This window comes from Exiguobacterium sp. OS-77, from assembly GCF_000414195.2.
GTDB lineage: Bacteria > Bacillota > Bacilli > Exiguobacteriales > Exiguobacteriaceae > Exiguobacterium_A > Exiguobacterium_A indicum.
On sequence record NZ_DF239008.1, the window covers coordinates 118,302 to 135,200 of the forward strand.

Sequence of the window (16,899 nt, forward strand, 5' to 3'; positions counted from 1 at the left end):
ATCTGCTCTCGCCCTGTCGCCGGACGTTACAAGACCGGATGACAGGGTATTTCTATAGAAAAAGGGGGCAGGTGTATGATTACGTGGAGAGAAGAACGACAGCTCGATATTCCGATTGAAGAAGCATGGCACTTGTTTGATCACACGCGACTGCAGCGTTTGATTCCAAATGTCGTCCAGCACGAGGTGATTGAACGAAAACCGGGTGTCGTCGGTTCGACCTATCGCCAAACGTATATGCAGGGCAATCGACTCGAAACCTATATCGTGACCGATTTAGCCTATACGAACGAGCCGGACTTCAAGCAAAATACGATTGGATTCACATTGGCTAAAATATTCAAGATCGAGATGACCTTTACGCTCAAACCGATCGACCATGATCGCTGTCTGTTGATCTATACGGGAAAAAATGAGGGGGCGAACTTTGTTGGAAAAAGTCTCTTGTCACTCGGTGGCGAGCGGGAGAACGAGAAAATCGTTCATGGACTGCTGCAACGTGTGGAAGAAGAGGCAGCAAAACAAAAGAAGAACAACGCATAAAAAAACGGATTCCCGCGCTTGGGAATCCGTTTTTAGTATCTTATCGATGCGTATACGATTTATGACCGCTCGGTAAACCAGAGAGGTAACCGACACCACCTGTTTTTTGAATCCCGATGCCGTCTTTCATCGCTTGTTCGAGCGCTTTTGGATCGACGGCCGTGATTTGTTTCCCTGTCAATGCTTCACCTGGGTGCTGGTAGTTGCTCAAGAGATAGCTATACCCACCAACATGATCGAGTGAACGGAGACCAGTTGCTTCCGCTCCGACTGGAACGGACAGAATCCGTGAAAGCTTCTTCGTCTTCAGATTATAGGCCCAAACGAAGTTATTCGTATGCAAGGAGCTATCTTCACCGATAAAGAGCGTATTAGATGTCGCGGAATAAGCGAGGTTATCTGGATTCGCGACGAGATCCGGATTCGCTGTGTTGCCGTAAGCATCCGGCTTCTTCAAATCTTCACCAATGACGAGTGCCTGCATATTCGTTGGTACGTAACGGCTGTCGATGCCTGTTGCACGGCCAAGATCGATTTCGAATGTTGCACCCGATTCGCGTTTTTCAAGCTGGATGTCGTCTTGGACAGCACCTTCTTGTTTTTCGGTACTGCCTGACACATAAGACAAGGCGATGTAGGCTTTTTTGTCTTGCTCGTTGACCGTGATGCCTTCCATCTTGTTGAATTCTGATGTTGCGCCAAGCAACGCACCATAACGGCGTGATTCAAGGAAGGCAGCTTCTTTTTCCTTACCAGGCTTGAGCTTCAAGTATTCGACTTTTTTGCTAGCAGCTGTTTTGACCGCTTTAAAGCCCGGAGTTGGCGCATCGGCTGTCTCAAAGATGTCGCTGAACTTCGTCCCTTTATCAATCAAGCGTTTGACTTCTTTATCGGAAGCATGACCAAGCTTGATCCATTCGATATCACCCGCTCCGCCTTCTGTTGCGCGTGTTTGTTTGAACTTCGCCGCGTAAAGTGTTCCTTTTGAGAAATCACGTTTTTTGTCCGCGACGTACATGAACATCATCGTATTGTTTCCGTCGTCACCGAAGATCGCTGTCTTTTGATCCGGCAGAATCTGCATCATCTCGTGCGAGAAACGACCTGTACTGTAGTGTTTGACTGCTGTCGCTTTCCCTTTTCGGTCGACCGAGATTTCCGGTGTGAAGCCGTAGAAGTAAGGATTTGCTTTTTCGGTCGTTCCGAAATAGTGCTCAGCGAAGGCATTTACTTCTTTATAAGCAGCTGACGTTTTGTCTGACTCAAACGCACGAGCATCTGGTTCATATTCCTCTGACCCAAGGTGCGTTCCCCATGGCGTCGTCGAACCGTTACATGGTGTCCAGAGTCCATTGACGTTCTCAAAATCAATCTTGCTGGCTTTTTTGACAGCAAGTTTCCCTGTCTTTTTATCTTGTACGACTTCTGTTAATGTCATCGATGCTGGAAGTCCCTTGACTTCATTACCAGCGTTGTCGATCGAGTCATACTCGAAGTGAGAAACCATGTATTTTTTTCCGTGGACTTCAAGCAGACTGTTCGAGTCGGGTGCATCTGAGACGAAAGCTTCCGGTTTGTCCGGTACACTGCGGTCGATGATCGGATTACCTTTAGCATCGATTGGTGTACCTGCTGCAATCATCTCTCCTTTGTTTTCGACGATTTTATCTTGCGACAGGAACAGTTGATTATAGTTCAACGGTTTCACTTCTGTTTTACCATTCGTATACGTGACTTTAACTTTTGCTTCTGTATAGGTTTTTACCATCTGATCGATTTTCGTCGGTGCATCCATCGACAAGAATTCGACCTTCTTAATGTTGCGTGTACTATGAGAAGAACTATGGGCATCCGCGAACATCGGGACCATACTTGATGACAAGACCGCTGCTGATAGACCAACCATGAGTGTTCGTTTCATTTTTGTTTCCCCCAAATGAGTTTGTGTTGTTACTACATTTCCATTTAATCAGTCGATTATGTAGAGGGTGTAAAGAAACCTAGTCAGTTATATCTCAGTTAGTTAATCTTTCCTTTACAGTAAGGTCAGCAAACGAGCAATCTGTGGATCATCGTGAAGTTCCTTTAATGGTCGGAAACGGACGGTTCGTAATTCTTGTTGGTCAAATGGGAGTTCGGGATCAATCCCGAGTCGAGGTGCAGAACTGCCTAAGGCACGTCGGACGAGAAAGCATGTCTCTGTTCCTTGATCAATTGAAATCTCGTAGAGTTGTCGTTCAATCGTGACGTGAAGGTTTGTCTCCTCTAATACTTCCCGCATGACGGCTTGTTCTTTTGTTTCGCCACTCTCGACACCTCCGCCCGGTAACGTCCAAAATGTCCGGGAAGGCGTGTGTAATTCGACCATTAGGATCTGTTTCTCTTCGATCAACGCAGCGCATACGCGGTGCCTCATGTCGCATTCCTCCTTCAACGTGTTCAAAAAAGAGACCGAAACGACAGTTCCGGTCTCCTCAAAATCATTGCGCGTATAACGCTGTTAGTTGCTGTTGGATCGTATCATTGTTCAAGTACTCATCGTATGTCGTTTCTTTATCGACGATACCGTTCGGCGTCAACTCGATGATCCGGTTCGCGATTGTTTCGACGAACTGATGGTCATGCGAGCTGAAGAGCATCGCGCCTTTGTAAGCAATCAAGCCATCGTTGAGTGCTGTGATCGATTCGAGATCCAAGTGGTTCGTTGGATCGTCGAGGACGAGGACGTTAGCACCACTGAGCATTGCTTTTGAAAGCATACAACGGACTTTTTCGCCCCCAGATAAGACAGAAGCTTTTTTCATGACTTCTTCTCCTGAGAAGAGCATCCGACCGAGGAATCCACGGAGGAACGTATCGCTCTCATCTGCCGGTGAGTACTGACGGAGCCAATCGAGGATCGTCTTGTCCGAGCCTTCGAAGAATTCCGAGTTATCTTTTGGCAAGTACGACTGCGAAGTTGTTACGCCCCATTTGAACGTACCGCTATCCGGTTCCATCTCACCCATAAGGATCTTGAAGAGAGTCGTGATTGCGATATCGCTCTGACTGATGAACGCGACTTTATCCGTCTTGTTCAACGAGAAGCGGACGTTATCAAGGACTTTGACACCATCGATCGTCTTCGAGATGCCGTCGACCATCAAGAGGTCATTTCCGATTTCACGTTCCGGTGTGAAACCAACGAACGGATAACGGCGTGACGATGGACGAATGTCGTCGAGTGTGATTTTATCAAGCAATTTCTTCCGCGACGTCGCTTGTTTCGCTTTTGAAGCGTTTGAGCTGAAACGCGCGATGAAGGCTTGAAGTTCTTTGATTTTCTCTTCTTTTTTCTTGTTTTGGTCACTTGCCATACGCGAAGCAAGCTGACTTGACTCGTACCAGAAATCGTAGTTTCCGATATACAGTTGAATCTTACCGTAATCGAGATCCGCCATGTGCGTACAGACGTTGTTCAAGAAGTGACGGTCGTGGGAAATGACAATGACCGTGTTCTCGAATCCGATCAAGAATTCTTCGAGCCATTTGACGGCTTTCAAATCAAGTCCGTTCGTCGGCTCATCGAGTAAGAGAATGTCTGGTTTACCGAACAACGCTTGCGCAAGCAAAACTTTGACCTTTTCCGATCCTGTCAGCTCAGCCATCGTCTTCGAGTGAAGGTCTTCCTTGATGCCGAGTCCTTGAAGAAGCATTGCGGCTTCCGACTCCGCTTCCCAACCATTCATCTCAGCGAATTCACCTTCGAGTTCAGCAGCACGCATGCCGTCTTCGTCCGAGAAATCTTCTTTCATATAGATGGCATCTTTTTCTTTCATGACTTCATAGAGACGTTTGTGTCCCATCATGACCGTTTCGATGACTTGGAATTCTTCGTATTCGTAATGGTTCTGACGGAGAACGCCTAAACGTTCGCCTGGTGTGATGATGACATCGCCTTGTTGTGCTTCGATGTCACCAGCGAGAATTTTCAAGAATGTCGATTTACCAGCGCCATTTGCACCGATCAGACCGTAACAGTTACCTGGTGTGAACTTAATGTTGACGTCTTCGAATAATTTTCGATCTGCAAAGCGAAGACCGACGTTTTGTACTGTAATCATATAGAGATGAACCCTCGTTTCTAGTAAGTGATGTGCTCATTCGAGTGTACCACAAATCGTGATCTGTCGTAGAGCAGGCAAAGTTCCCTCCATATTAGGACAGAAATTAAAAATAAGCAACCGGACATTTAAAAAAATGAAACATTTTCCAGATGGATACGTAGAACAAAGTAAGGAATTCGTTAGAGGAGGGGTTAGATGGCCATCTTTTTCACATTATTGTTTTTCGCCCTCATCGTTTTGCTTGGCATGGAACTCTACCGCTATATCCAAGAAAAGATCGATAAAGGAGATTCAGAATGAGAGAAATCAAACCGAAGAAAAAAATTCGCCCATCGATGATCATCGCAGGTGTGCTCGTACTAGCGTTGCTTGCAACAACGCCATTCATCGTCGAACAAATCGAACCTGGACAAGTCGGTGTCGTCTATACACCGTCAAGCGGTGTCAAAGATGAGACGTTATCGCAAGGTTGGCATGTCGTTTCACCGATCACACGGGTGACAGAGTATCCGATTCGGACACAGACAAAAGCGCTTGAGAACATGACGCTTGCGACCAAGGACGGAAAGAACATCGTCGTCGACTTTACATACAGCTTCTCCGTCTCACCGGATAAGGTGACGAAAGTCTTCAATAAGTTCGGACCGATCGAAATCGATGAGATCGCAAAAGGATATCTGAAACAACGTCTCTATGATGCATCGCGTGAGCAAATCTCGAAAGTCACCGTCCTTGAACTATTCGGTGAAAAATCAGGGAATGTCTCAACGAGCATTCAAACGCAGTTTGCAGAAGACGTCAAGGACATCGGTTTCATCATCGAGGATGTCGCACTCGGTGCACCGAAACCAGATGAAAAGACACAGGAAGCGATCGATGCGCGTGTCAAAGCGTCGCAGGAACTCGATAAAAAGAAGACGGATCTTGAAATCGCTAAAGCAGAAGCAGAGCGTCTTCGCGTAGAAGCAAAAGGAGCAGCTGATGCCCGTTTGATCGAAGCTCAAGGGTTGGCAAAAGCTCAAAAAGAACTACAGAAGACATTGACGGAAGAAATGATTCAATACGAAGCCGTCAAGAAGTGGGACGGGAAGTCACCACTCGTCAGTGGATCGGGGAGTATGGTTCAATTACCGATTCCAGATGCTACAACAGAAGAAAAGAAATAAAGTAGACCTAATTTATAGGTCTATTTTTTATGCTGTAATAATAAATCAGTAGATTAAAGATAGATGTATTATTTAATTTTAGTATAGAGATAAAAAAACTTTTATTTTATATCTTTTAAATGTAAAATTTATGGTTTAATTCCCTTATTTAGAAGGGAAACGAACGTAAAAGAGGATTATTCAATTGAAAATAAGTATCAAAAAATAGGGGGGATAATTTTTGTATAAAAATCGATCACCAAATACATTTATTATCTTCATGATTCTATTTGCGACAAGTTTTTCGATTCCGCACAGTCATGCGACGACCGACGAGCTAGAAATACCAGACCCTTTGACGTCATCGTTTTGTGAAGAGACGTTGAATGATCCAACGAAAGAGGACTTGCTAAAAAAAGAAGAACGGATACAATGCGAAGAACTCTTGGAACTAGAGCAGACAACCCCACCTGAGAGCGAAAATCCACTAACATCCGAGACAACCCCACCTGAGAGCGAAAATCCACTAACATCCGAGACAACTCCCCCTGAGAGTGAAGACCCACCAACATCCGAGACAACCCCACCTGAGAGTGAAGATCCACCGACATCTGAGACTTCGTCAACTGAAGAAGATGAAACAATAGTAATTGAGCAACCTCAGTCAGATGATAACGAAGAAAGTACACCTAATTCTGAAACATCGAATTCAGACAAAGGAAAAAATACAGCAGTTCCTAACTTACTTTCCATAAGCTTATTAGGTACTTCAAGCTTAAGTGCAAGTTATCAAGAGGTTCAAATTGAAAATGACGGTACTAGAAAAACGATTGAATTAACGAATCGATTTTCCGCATTTCTAGGATTGGGGCTTTCTAATAAACAATATATTGTTTTTATCATTCCACCAAGTATCATGGATAAAATTAAAGCAGAGAGTGTTTATTTAGAATATTCCAAGTCGGGAAATATTGTTAAAAAGGAAAGTGTTACCATTGATAAAACAAATAATTTGATTTATTGGAATACGTCTTCGATTATTTCAGTAGGGTTGCTAGGGTTATTAAACAATATCGAATATAAACTTGTTTTCGAAATAAATAATTTACCTATCAATTCTACAAATCAATACACTTTCAAAAGTGCTGTCATCGATGAAGCGATTGATTTAAATATTTTAAGTAATAGTACAGCATCAGCAGATTTAATGATTGGCTCAACACTTCGTTTGACGACTCCGACCACTCTTGATTTTGGTAGTCATGAGTTGACGGGGCGAGAGAAGATTATTCCTCGTGTATCCCCAATGACGATTGCGATTTCTCACGAAAATGCCACAGGATATAACTGGAAGTTACAAGCGAGTCTCAGTCGCCCTTTGACGAGTACGACAGGTGATGTCTTAACCGATGTTCTTTATTTTAAGACCGCTTCGAAAACCCAATTACTGCAAACAACCGCAATTGAAGTGGCTACGGGAACGATGTCGGCGAGTTCAAATCAGACACCGTTGACGTACGCTGAAAATGAAGGCATCGTTCTCGATTTAACAGGAAAATATCCGAAACCTTTATCGTATAGCGCAGACATTCAATGGAGTTTAGTCGATGCACCGTGAAAAGGGGAGAACAAAGATGAAAAAACGCTTTGCTTTTTCAACGATCTTGATAAGTACTGCTTTAATATTAGGAACGACCTCTGCGTGGGCTGCGAATACCTCAACGGGAACATCCAAGGCTGAAATCACATTTACGACGAATGCAGCACCGATCATCGTCGATCCAGACTCACCTAATCCGAATACTCCCTATAGACCTCAGGATAACGGAGGAAATACGCCAACCGGAAACACAGGACCACTCACACTCGATTATGCACCTAACTTCAATTTTGGCTCGAACGAAGTACTTGTTAATAAAGCACTCTTCAAAGCAAAAGATCAAAAGCCCTTTTTACAAGTAACGGATCGACGTATTCTCCCTACGAAATGGGATGTTAAAGTAAAACTCAGTACCTTTAAAGATAGCGGTGGGAAAGATTCCTTGGCTGGATCCACGTTGACGATCGATGCGGGTGATGTACAAACCTTGATTGGATTACCAATTAATGCAGCACCTACGACAGGAAATGTTACCTTAACACCTGGAAATCCGGGAGATGCAAAAGTTATTTTAGCATCAGCTGCTGGAACGTTTTCAACGTGGCAAATTTATTGGAAGGGAAACGGGACAGATAACGATCGCATTACGCTGAACGTTCCTGTCGGTGTTCAAGTCGAAGGAAAACATACCGCTACGCTCGATTGGACGCTCTCTGACGTCGTGAATTGATGAGAAAATGGGGGGAGAGAGATGAAACGATGGGGAGTCGGTTGTCTAATCGTTTTGCTTTATGGATTACTTGTCTGGATGACACCTTCAGACAGTTTTGCAGAAGATCGTGTTAATTTTTCGGTCGAAGCGGTTCCGAATGCGTATCAGGTCGATTCCGGTGTAACCTATTTCGATTTAAGGATGCCAGCGCAACAAAAGACGAATCTTCAAGTTCGAATCTATAATCACGGACCCGCTGATCATACGTTTTTAACTTCAATCCGAAATGCCACAACGAATAATAACGGTTTGATCGTCTATGATCAGAAAAAATCCGTTCCATTAGCGTCGACTTCGTTGACGGATCTCATTAAACCGAATACGCAATCAACATTCATTAAAGGCGGAGAGTCGAAAATCGTTTCTTTACCACTTGAAGTGTCAAATGAGTTGGATGGGACATTGCTTGCCGGTATTCGGATTGAGAGCAAGCCGGAAGGTGAAACGACTAACGACAATACCATCGGCATTCAAAATCGTCATGCCTACGTCATTGGATTAAAAGTTCGTTCTTCAATCAAAGAGACTGCACCCGTCATCACATATGAGGGGGTGCAGGCAAAGTCCTCTTTTTCAAGACCTACTGTTTTCGTTAAATTAGCAAATCAAGCACCGACCATTAGTAAAACGATGAAATTCGAAGCGATCGTCACGAAAGGAAAAAAAGTCGTGGTTCGAAAACAAATGGACGTTCGATTCGCACCATCGATTTATATGAAAACACCGATTGAAACGACAGGAATCTTAGAACCCGGCACGTATCACATTAAGATCCGCGTTAAGGGAGAAGGCAAGACGTGGAAGTGGAAAGACAGCTTTAAGATTACGAAGCGTCAAGCGAATCAGATGAAAGAGCAGATACCCAATCGGGATATCGAAAAAAATTCGAACTCCTTTGTCGGAGAATGGTCAAAGGAACTTATGATGGCATCGACCTTAATCATCTTTTTATTAATCGGTTATATCTACCGTTTGAAAAAACAGCAACGCCAAGCATAAAAAAAGCAGATTCTCAGCGCTGAGAATCTGCTTTTTGATTAGCGAGCGGCTTGTTCAAACCCTTGAACAATAGCGATGATGACTTGCGTCGCTTTTACCATGTTATCAACGGAGATGAATTCAAACTTGCCGTGATAGTTCTCGCCACCTGTAAAGATGTTCGGTGTCGGAAGACCCATGTACGAAAGTTGTGATCCATCCGTTCCACCACGGATCGGCTTAATGATTGGCTGGATATCAAGAGATTCCATCGCGGCATGAGCGATATCAACGATGTGCATGTGAGGTTCGATTTTTTCACGCATGTTGTAGTACTGGTCATGCAAGTCGATTTCAACGCTGCCTGCTCCATACTTTTTGTTCCACTCCTCAACGAGAGCAGATAAGAAGTGTTTCCGTCCTTCAAATGCTTCACGATCGAAATCACGAATGATGTAGTCGAGCGTCGTTTTTTCAACAGAACCGTCAAACGAAATCAGATGGAAGAATCCTTCAAAACCATCTGTGAATTCAGGAGACTCTTCTCCAGGAAGACGATCGTGAAATGCCATCGCATGTTTCTGCGAATTGACCATCTTGTCTTTTGCTGTTCCCGGGTGAACGTTCGTTCCGTGGAAAACGATTTTAGCAGCCGCTGCATTGAAACTCTCGTATTCGAGTTCACCCAGCGGACCGCCGTCGACTGTATAAGCATACGTTGCATCGAATGCTTCGACATTGAAATGATGTGGTCCACGACCAATTTCTTCATCTGGCGTAAAGGCAACACGAATGCGACCATGTTTGATTTCCGGATGTGAAATCAAATGGTGCATGGCTGTCATGATTTCTGCGATTCCGGCTTTATTGTCGGCACCGAGTAATGTCGCACCATCTGTCGTCATCAATGTATGACCGATATAGTTGTGAAGTGCAGGAAAATCAGTGGGCGATAGGATGACAGACGGTGCTTCACGCAACGTGATCGGATTTCCGTCATATGCTTCCACGAGTTGCGGACGGACATTCGTGCCCGTGAAATCAGTCGCTGTATCCAGGTGAGCAAGAAAACCAATTGTCGGAATGTCTGCATCTGTATTAGCAGGTAACGTCGCCATGACATACCCATTGTCATCGACTGTGACTTCCTCCATACCGATTGCATTTAATTCTTCTACAAGCAAACGAGCCAGTGTCCATTGTCCTTCAGTTGTTGGAACAGTCGTACTCTCGTAGTTCGATTGTGTATCGATTTTCACGTATGTAGTTAGACGATCAATCAATTCTTGTTTCAAATCAAAAACGTCCCTTCTCGTCATAAGATACCTTCATCATAGCATGAAGACCTAATGTGAGAGAATTCTGAATCATGATAGACTAATAATGAAAAAGGGGGAATTCTTCATGAGAGCATTCGTAGTCGATCAGTACGGAAAAGACGCATCACTTATAGAAAAAGACGTCACACCTGAAAAAGCGGGGAAGTACGAATTACGCATTCAAGTCGAGGGGTCGAGTATCAATCCACTTGATACGAAGATGTTCTTCGGACACGTGGCAGCAGCATCGACGACTGGAATTCTCCAGGGCGATGTAACAGGGAGAGTCATTGAAATCGGCGAGGGTGTGACGTCTTTTTCTATCGGCGATCGCATCGTCGCATTCGGCGGTGGGCTTGGAACACGTGCCGGTGCGCTAGCGGAGGAAATGCTTGTGCCCGAACAGATGGCAGTCTTACGACCAAAAGAGGTCTCAGCTGAGATTGCTGGTTGTTTACCGGTGATCGGGTTAACGGCGATGGAGATTTTAAAAGAACGGATCGTAATTACACCAGGAATCCGTGTGTATGTAGCAGGTGGAACGGGCGGAGTGGGACACCTGACTGTTCAACTCGCGCGTCATTATGGGTGCGACGTCACAGCGAGCGCCTCTTCGGACGAGAAGGCAGCTTGGTTAGAAGCGAGAGGGATTCGCGTTCATCGGTATAAGGAAGAATCAGCTGAAGCATTGCTCAAACGACTGGATTTTGACGGATTCGATGTCATCATTGATACGGTGGGTGGCGATCATTTACAAGAATCGTTCATACTCGCTAAAGAACGCGGACGCATCATTTCGATCGCGACACGGACGACACAAGATTTAACGATGATGCATAGTAAAGCCTTATCACTTGAGGCTGTGTTCGTCGCACTTCCTTTGCTAAAAGGAAAAGTAGATGAGATGAAGCGACAGCAACATCACTTAGCAGAACTTATTCATTTAGTGAAAGAAGGCACAATCGAGATTCGGATCGAAGAGCAGATTCCTTATGAGCGCGATGTGTTAAATGATCTCTACCAACGATTTGATCAAACATCACATTTTGGTAAAGTGAGTGTGCGTCCAAGTCTTAAAAAATGATTCTTCATTTATTTTACATTTCCTGTTAAAAACATAAAAAATCCGCTACTGAAATTTTCGGTAGCGGATTTTTTAGATAATACGTCATTTGCGACGAATGAGAATACTTTTTTGAGCGAGTTGCGGCATAGAAGGAGGAGTCGGGAAATCTTTCTGCTCCGGTTGCTCCCATACGACTTCAAATTTTTGACGCAACTTGTTGAATGCTTGCTCAACAGCTTTTTTCAATTGTAACGCATCAAGAGCAGGGCTATCTGTCGTGATCGCAAGGAGTCCTCCACGATTCGTCAGATGAATGACTTTTTGGATCCAAGGAGAAAGATCCTGTTCCGTTCGAAACTGACGCGTCCGTGTATTGACGTGTACCGGCGGATGGAACAAGACGACGTCAAAACGAGTCTTCTTATCCGCTTGTTCGATATAGTCGAACGCATCTTGAACCAAAATTATCTGTTCTTCAGGAGTAAAATGGTTCAACGTAAGATTATCTGTCGTCTTATTTCGACTACGTGTCGAGAAATCAACACTCGTCGTGTGAGTAGCATGACCTTGAAGTGCAGATACTGTCAAAGTTCCTGTATCAGAAAAGAGATTCAGTACGTTCTTTTCTTTAACTGAATCCATCAGAACTTTACGAAGTGCGCGTTGCGCGATATCGAAGCCAGTCCGCATGCCAGCGTCAAGGTCGTATGCATACCGTGCACCATGTTCCTGCAGCATTTCTGGAAAATCACCGCGTTCACCCATTAAAAAATCGTCGCCTTTGACGGGTTGAAGATCGATAAGAAAATCTCGTTTTTCATAAATGCTCTTATAGTGAACGAGCGATTCAAGCGCCTCGAGAATCATCGGACGAAAAGTATAGATGCCTTCATTTTCGAAGAGGATGAGGTAATGATGGTCATAACAATCAATCGTCAGTCCACCAATACCATCACCTGCACCATTAAAAATACGGAAAGCTTCGGACTCTTCTTCAAAAAAGTCGTTTCTTTTGTCTAGAGCTTGTTCGAAAAGGCGTTTGAAGAAAGCAACATCGATCGTGTCTTGTTCATCCATCGAGAGTGTCCAACCGACACCCTTTTCTTGCTTGCCAAAATAGCCAGTTGCAAGGTATTCTTTATGTTCTGTCATCAGATGAAGCAGTCCACCTGCTTCTTTAATATGTTGCAAGGATTCAAACATTTCTTTACGTAACGCGGGATAACCGCTTCGAATCAATTCAATCCATTCGGATTTGACGACAATCGGATAGAGTTCACGGGGCATCTAATTTCCTCATTTCTACTTGTGGATAAGTGTGATTAGTATATCATAAACAGAGTTATCCACATGTGGATAACTGGAAATCATATAAGATGATACCTTTAATATCAATCATTCCACGATTTTATTAGAACGCTGGCCTTTTAACGGATGCTCGCTTATAATAAAGGCAAGAGGATGTTGCCAGGAGGTAAACCTATGAAATTAAACGAACGAGGACGAGCAAAATACCGTCCTTTAACTGAATATGAAGAGATTGATGTCAAAAATGTACTATTCGAAAAAATCCAGGAAGAAACAAATCGTATTTTTGAAACAGACGATACCGCTTTTTTTTCTGATATCAAACGCTCAACAAAAGCACATAGTGTAATTAGTCTGTTTTCTGGAGCGGGAGGATTAGATTTAGGATTAGAACTTGCTGGACTTGTTAGTCTGTACGGAGAAGATGTCATTGAACAAGTTTTTCAATCAAAAGAAGCTTTTGAGAAATTAATATCAAAAGGAAACGTGACAGAGACGATTTTTTCGAATGACATGTTTCGAGAATCTGCCGTCACATATAAGATGAACTTTTCGACAGAGGTCTTTCAAGACGGTCGAGACATACGGAAAATCAAACACTTTCCTGAATGTGATGTCATACTTGGTGGATTTCCTTGTCCTGGATTCAGTTCAGCGGGTCCACGCTTGATTGATGACGAGCGAAATTTTTTATATATCCATTTCATTCGAGCGATCATGCAAGCACGACCTAAAGTATTCGTTGCTGAAAACGTAAAAGGATTATTAACCTTAGGAAAAGGAGAAGTGGCGCGTCAAATCATTGAAGACTTTGCTGCAGCGGGATATGAAGTGAATTATCAACTGGTCAATGCTCGAGACTATGGGGTGCCACAACTTCGGGAACGTGTCTTTATCATCGGTGTACGAAAAGATGTTTCATTCAGATATACATTTCCAGATCCTACTCATGGTCCCTTAGGAAAATATCCTTACGTGACTTTAGAAGAGACGATTGCAGATTTACCGAAGGAACCAACTGATGTGTATAGTGGTGGTTTTTCTCCGATGTATTTATCTCGTAATCGTAAAAAGAAATGGACGGAGCAAGCCTTTACGATTCAAGCATCTGGTAGACAAGCACAATTGTGGCCAGGCGGAGAGGCAATGAAAAAAATAGGAAAAGATGAATGGAGCCTAGTGGGTTCCAATCGTCGTATGAGTGTTCGGGAATCGGCCCGTATCCAGACGTTTCCGGATTGGTTCGAATTTTACGATGGTGGCAATACGAAAACGCAGCTAAACAACCGGTTAGATAAGCAGTATAAGCAAATTGGAAATGCTGTACCTGTACTCTTAGCGTTACGTATTCTGCAACCCATCGTAGACTGGTTGAAATCAGAGGAGTTAGTTGCAGAGCGATCAGAACAACAATTGAAGCTTTTTTAAACGTGAAACGGATCTGCTCTTTGATGAGTAGATCCGTTTTGTTTTATAAGACGGAACGTTCACATGACAATTTTAGGGACGACCATCCATGAGAAGCACCAGCACTGAACTTAACTCGAAAGTTCAAGTATTCGTTACCGTTGGACCAAGTCAAGCGTGTCGTAGTCGATGAATGTTGAGATACATGAATATGCCCTCCGACTTCAATCGGCGGATGAATGGAGCACGTTAAACTTTGATAAAAAGAGACGATCGATAAGTTCGTTCCAATCATTTTTTTCAATCCAGAAACAAGAGACGTTTGTGAAGCGGCGGAAAGGTGTCTTGTGATTTCGTTCGATACCTCAGAGAGAACTTCCTGACGTGAGATCAAACCGACCAAATACTTTTCTTTTATCCTTGCAATGAACTCCTGCATTTCGTCGAAAACATCAAAATATTGATAGGAAAGAATCGTACCAGCACCTGGATTTTTAATTGTCATGACAGAATTATGAGCTTTTAGTGCTTTTAAGGACAAGGGAAGCTCAATCAAGTTTTGTTCGTATCGAAGAGTGAGTAAGATATCTGCTGTTTCTAATTTATTCGCGACATAGCTATCTGATACGAGTTGAACTTGTTCAATTTGAGACTGACCATATACATTTTTTAAGTAATCAAGTAACACGGAAGTTGTAACGTCAGCACTATCAATCAGCTGTTGCAATACGTTTGGTTCAAGATACGAATAGTAAACTGTTAATGTCTGATGAACTTGAGTAGGATCGACTAAATGAATTGTTGAATCGTGTTTGATGAATTGATATAGCGTAAGGACTTCATGACAGCGACCGATTGCATTACTTTTATTTGAATGAGCAAGTAATGTGTGGGTATGTAGAGAATCTTCAAAAGCATTTAACCACTTTGCATTGAGTTGCTTCGTTTTTTGTTGAAATTGATTCGTTAGTTCACGAGTATGCGATAGTTTTGTCGCTACTTTAATGGAAGACGTTAAAGAAGACTCGAATTTAAACCGAAGTTCGAGCTCATAGTTATCCACTAAGATATGAATCGATGAATTATTCTTTTTTAATAGATGTACGGATTCGAATGTTTGGATCGTCTGTTGTTCTAGTTTGATCTCAGAGGTTTCTTCGATGAATATGACTTTATATTCTTCAATCATCGATAGATGCTTGAAACCTCTAAAAAAATCAGATTGATGCTCATTTAGACTCTTAAGAAGGAGCGAATAACAATGATCCCGAATACCTTCTAAGAATCGTCTACGATAGGCTTTAAGTATGGTCTCATCTAACTGCAATGCATGAATTGATTTCTTTAACTTTGCCTCTGATACATATAAATCGGTGATTCCATGGTGAAACGCAATATCTTGAAAAAGTTTAGAACGCGCCTGATCCAGTAATGCATTAAAGGCGTGTTGGGATTCCGTTAAACCAAAATACTTATGTAAGAAGGATTTAGCACCAGGATTTTTAGGTTGAATCGTTGTATTTTTCTTGAGGTAAAATAAATGAATCGGATAAATGTGTTCGTCTTGATAAATATATAAATCAGCATGATGATCAGCACGTTTAAAATCAAATTTAGTTTTGACTTCACTCGTTTTTGGAAACTGGGTGAATAGAAATTGAGCAACGATTGTTGCGGGATGTTGTTCTTGTGAAAGAGATGATTGCTCTTGAATCAATTGTTCTAAATACATTGCAACATCTTTCGTATGTTGGTCTCCTGATTTTTTCTGTTTTTTGATCATACATGCAATCCTCCAAATGAAACGAGAGTAGGGATAGATCTTGCAAAAAGACATTGTAGGTGTAATGAAAAAGTTAACAAAAGAGTGGTTAAAATCGTTGTCTGATCAATATAATGTATCATTTAAATCAGAAAAGAATAAGCAAATTTTAGATGGGAAACGTATCGGAATAAGAGGAGCAACGGGTGGAATGTATGGCATCCGAGATACGAAAGTAACCGAATATGATTACCTTATTTTTTGTATTACCAATGAGGAAGAATTAGTCAGAATAAACGATATACAATTTGTATGGCTAAATCAAAATGAAGTAATCAACTTAAAAAAAGATCTGAACGGATCAGATAAATCATTTAAACTGGAAAAATTTCATCCCTTTATGACCTTTGATACTTTCGAAAGTAAATTTAAAGAATACTTTGCTTTTTCAACAGAGTACTATACAGACGAAAGTGAAGTACTTAACTCGCATATTGCTGAAAGTCTATTGGAAGATGAGCGTTATACAGAAGGTGAAAAGCGACTCGCCACGCATTATATAACAGAACGAAATGCAAAAGTAGTTAAAAAAGCAAAAGAACAGTTTGCAATTAACCACGCCGGACAATTATTCTGTGATATTTGTGAGATGAATTATGAGGAAGTTTATGGAGTCATCGGGAAAGGTTACATTGAAGCGCATCATAAAAATCAATTAAGTATAAGTGGCATAACAGATACTCAGACTGAAGACTTAGCTTTGTTATGTGCAAGTTGCCATCGAATAATTCATAAATTAATGAGACAAGATGAGAGTGTCTCTTACGAGATGCTAAAAAGAAAGATACAAGGTTCTTTGAAAACTCCTTATCGATATTGAATTCAGTAAAAAA

Annotated in this window: 14 protein-coding genes; 8 read left to right on the forward strand and 6 right to left on the reverse strand. The window is 42.5% G+C overall.

The annotated features are described in order from the left end of the window. Positions 1–75 precede the first annotated feature (75 nt). Complete coding sequence (locus EXG77_RS00565; RefSeq protein ID WP_023469781.1) at positions 76–543, forward strand: hypothetical protein; 468 nt, start codon at positions 76–78, stop codon at positions 541–543. Between the two features lie 40 nt (positions 544–583). Here the strand turns inward: EXG77_RS00565 and EXG77_RS00570 are convergent, their stop codons facing one another. The 3 genes from EXG77_RS00570 to EXG77_RS00580 all read right to left on the reverse strand — a co-directional run bounded on the left by EXG77_RS00570 (position 584) and on the right by EXG77_RS00580 (position 4,646). Next, complete coding sequence (locus EXG77_RS00570) at positions 584–2,464, reverse strand: PhoX family phosphatase (protein ID WP_035395534.1); 1,881 nt, start codon at positions 2,462–2,464, stop codon at positions 584–586. A gap of 114 nt (positions 2,465–2,578) precedes the next feature. Continuing rightward, positions 2,579–2,959, reverse strand: coding sequence for an NUDIX domain-containing protein (locus EXG77_RS00575; protein ID WP_052017072.1), 381 nt, complete (start codon positions 2,957–2,959; stop codon positions 2,579–2,581). A 64-nt stretch (positions 2,960–3,023) separates the two neighbouring features. After that, positions 3,024–4,646, reverse strand: a complete 1,623-nt coding sequence (locus tag EXG77_RS00580; protein ID WP_023469778.1) for an ABC-F family ATP-binding cassette domain-containing protein — start codon at positions 4,644–4,646, stop codon at positions 3,024–3,026. Between the two features lie 299 nt (positions 4,647–4,945). Here EXG77_RS00580 and EXG77_RS00585 point away from each other — a divergent pair, with 299 nt between their 5' ends. The 4 genes from EXG77_RS00585 to EXG77_RS00600 all read left to right on the forward strand — a co-directional run bounded on the left by EXG77_RS00585 (position 4,946) and on the right by EXG77_RS00600 (position 9,165). Then, complete coding sequence (locus EXG77_RS00585) at positions 4,946–5,815, forward strand: prohibitin family protein (protein ID WP_035395536.1); 870 nt, start codon at positions 4,946–4,948, stop codon at positions 5,813–5,815. A 259-nt stretch (positions 5,816–6,074) separates the two neighbouring features. Next, positions 6,075–7,412, forward strand: a complete 1,338-nt coding sequence (locus EXG77_RS00590; protein WP_145981717.1) for a hypothetical protein — start codon at positions 6,075–6,077, stop codon at positions 7,410–7,412. 16 nt (positions 7,413–7,428) lie between these two features. Then, the gene (locus EXG77_RS00595) at positions 7,429–8,124 is read left to right on the forward strand and encodes a WxL domain-containing protein (RefSeq protein ID WP_023469774.1); all 696 of its coding nucleotides are present in this window, start codon (positions 7,429–7,431) and stop codon (positions 8,122–8,124) included. Between the two features lie 21 nt (positions 8,125–8,145). Then, a complete protein-coding gene (locus EXG77_RS00600; RefSeq protein WP_023469773.1) occupies positions 8,146–9,165 on the forward strand; it encodes a DUF916 and DUF3324 domain-containing protein in 1,020 nt (339 codons plus the stop codon). A gap of 38 nt (positions 9,166–9,203) precedes the next feature. On the opposite strand, the gene pepT is transcribed toward EXG77_RS00600, so the two are convergent. Continuing rightward, positions 9,204–10,439 (reverse strand): peptidase T, encoded by a 1,236-nt coding sequence (pepT, locus tag EXG77_RS00605; protein ID WP_023469772.1) that lies wholly within the window; start codon positions 10,437–10,439, stop codon positions 9,204–9,206. A gap of 109 nt (positions 10,440–10,548) precedes the next feature. On the opposite strand from pepT, the gene EXG77_RS00610 reads away from it, so the two are divergent. Further along, positions 10,549–11,547: a zinc-binding dehydrogenase gene (locus EXG77_RS00610; protein WP_023469771.1), complete on the forward strand. Its 999-nt coding sequence runs from the start codon at positions 10,549–10,551 to the stop codon at positions 11,545–11,547. A gap of 84 nt (positions 11,548–11,631) precedes the next feature. On the opposite strand, the gene EXG77_RS00615 is transcribed toward EXG77_RS00610, so the two are convergent. Next, positions 11,632–12,816 (reverse strand): class I SAM-dependent rRNA methyltransferase, encoded by a 1,185-nt coding sequence (locus EXG77_RS00615; protein ID WP_035395540.1) that lies wholly within the window; start codon positions 12,814–12,816, stop codon positions 11,632–11,634. Between the two features lie 195 nt (positions 12,817–13,011). On the opposite strand from EXG77_RS00615, the gene EXG77_RS00620 reads away from it, so the two are divergent. After that, on the forward strand, positions 13,012–14,265 hold the full coding sequence (locus tag EXG77_RS00620) for a DNA cytosine methyltransferase (RefSeq protein ID WP_052017073.1): 1,254 nt from the start codon (positions 13,012–13,014) through the stop codon (positions 14,263–14,265). Positions 14,266–14,308: 43 nt separating this feature from the next. On the opposite strand, the gene EXG77_RS00625 is transcribed toward EXG77_RS00620, so the two are convergent. After that, positions 14,309–16,027 (reverse strand): hypothetical protein, encoded by a 1,719-nt coding sequence (locus EXG77_RS00625; RefSeq protein ID WP_035395542.1) that lies wholly within the window; start codon positions 16,025–16,027, stop codon positions 14,309–14,311. A gap of 40 nt (positions 16,028–16,067) precedes the next feature. On the opposite strand from EXG77_RS00625, the gene EXG77_RS00630 reads away from it, so the two are divergent. Continuing rightward, positions 16,068–16,886: an HNH endonuclease gene (locus tag EXG77_RS00630; protein WP_052017074.1), complete on the forward strand. Its 819-nt coding sequence runs from the start codon at positions 16,068–16,070 to the stop codon at positions 16,884–16,886. Positions 16,887–16,899 lie beyond the last annotated feature (13 nt).

Bases quoted from the DNA above. Each gene is read 5' to 3' on its own strand.
- EXG77_RS00585 (WP_035395536.1), top strand. From the start codon at position 4,946: ATGAGAGAAATCAAACCGAAGAAAAAAATTCGCCCATCGATGATCATC.
- EXG77_RS00590 (WP_145981717.1), top strand. From the start codon at position 6,075: ATGATTCTATTTGCGACAAGTTTTTCGATTCCGCACAGTCATGCGACG.
- EXG77_RS00615 (WP_035395540.1), bottom strand. From the start codon at position 12,816: ATGCCCCGTGAACTCTATCCGATTGTCGTCAAATCCGAATGGATTGAA.
- EXG77_RS00620 (WP_052017073.1), top strand. From the start codon at position 13,012: ATGAAATTAAACGAACGAGGACGAGCAAAATACCGTCCTTTAACTGAA.
- EXG77_RS00575 (WP_052017072.1), bottom strand. From the start codon at position 2,959: ATGAGGCACCGCGTATGCGCTGCGTTGATCGAAGAGAAACAGATCCTA.
- EXG77_RS00595 (WP_023469774.1), top strand. From the start codon at position 7,429: ATGAAAAAACGCTTTGCTTTTTCAACGATCTTGATAAGTACTGCTTTA.
- EXG77_RS00580 (WP_023469778.1), bottom strand. From the start codon at position 4,646: ATGATTACAGTACAAAACGTCGGTCTTCGCTTTGCAGATCGAAAATTA.
- EXG77_RS00570 (WP_035395534.1), bottom strand. From the start codon at position 2,464: ATGAAACGAACACTCATGGTTGGTCTATCAGCAGCGGTCTTGTCATCA.
- EXG77_RS00600 (WP_023469773.1), top strand. From the start codon at position 8,146: ATGAAACGATGGGGAGTCGGTTGTCTAATCGTTTTGCTTTATGGATTA.
- EXG77_RS00625 (WP_035395542.1), bottom strand. From the start codon at position 16,027: ATGATCAAAAAACAGAAAAAATCAGGAGACCAACATACGAAAGATGTT.
- EXG77_RS00565 (WP_023469781.1), top strand. From the start codon at position 76: ATGATTACGTGGAGAGAAGAACGACAGCTCGATATTCCGATTGAAGAA.
- EXG77_RS00610 (WP_023469771.1), top strand. From the start codon at position 10,549: ATGAGAGCATTCGTAGTCGATCAGTACGGAAAAGACGCATCACTTATA.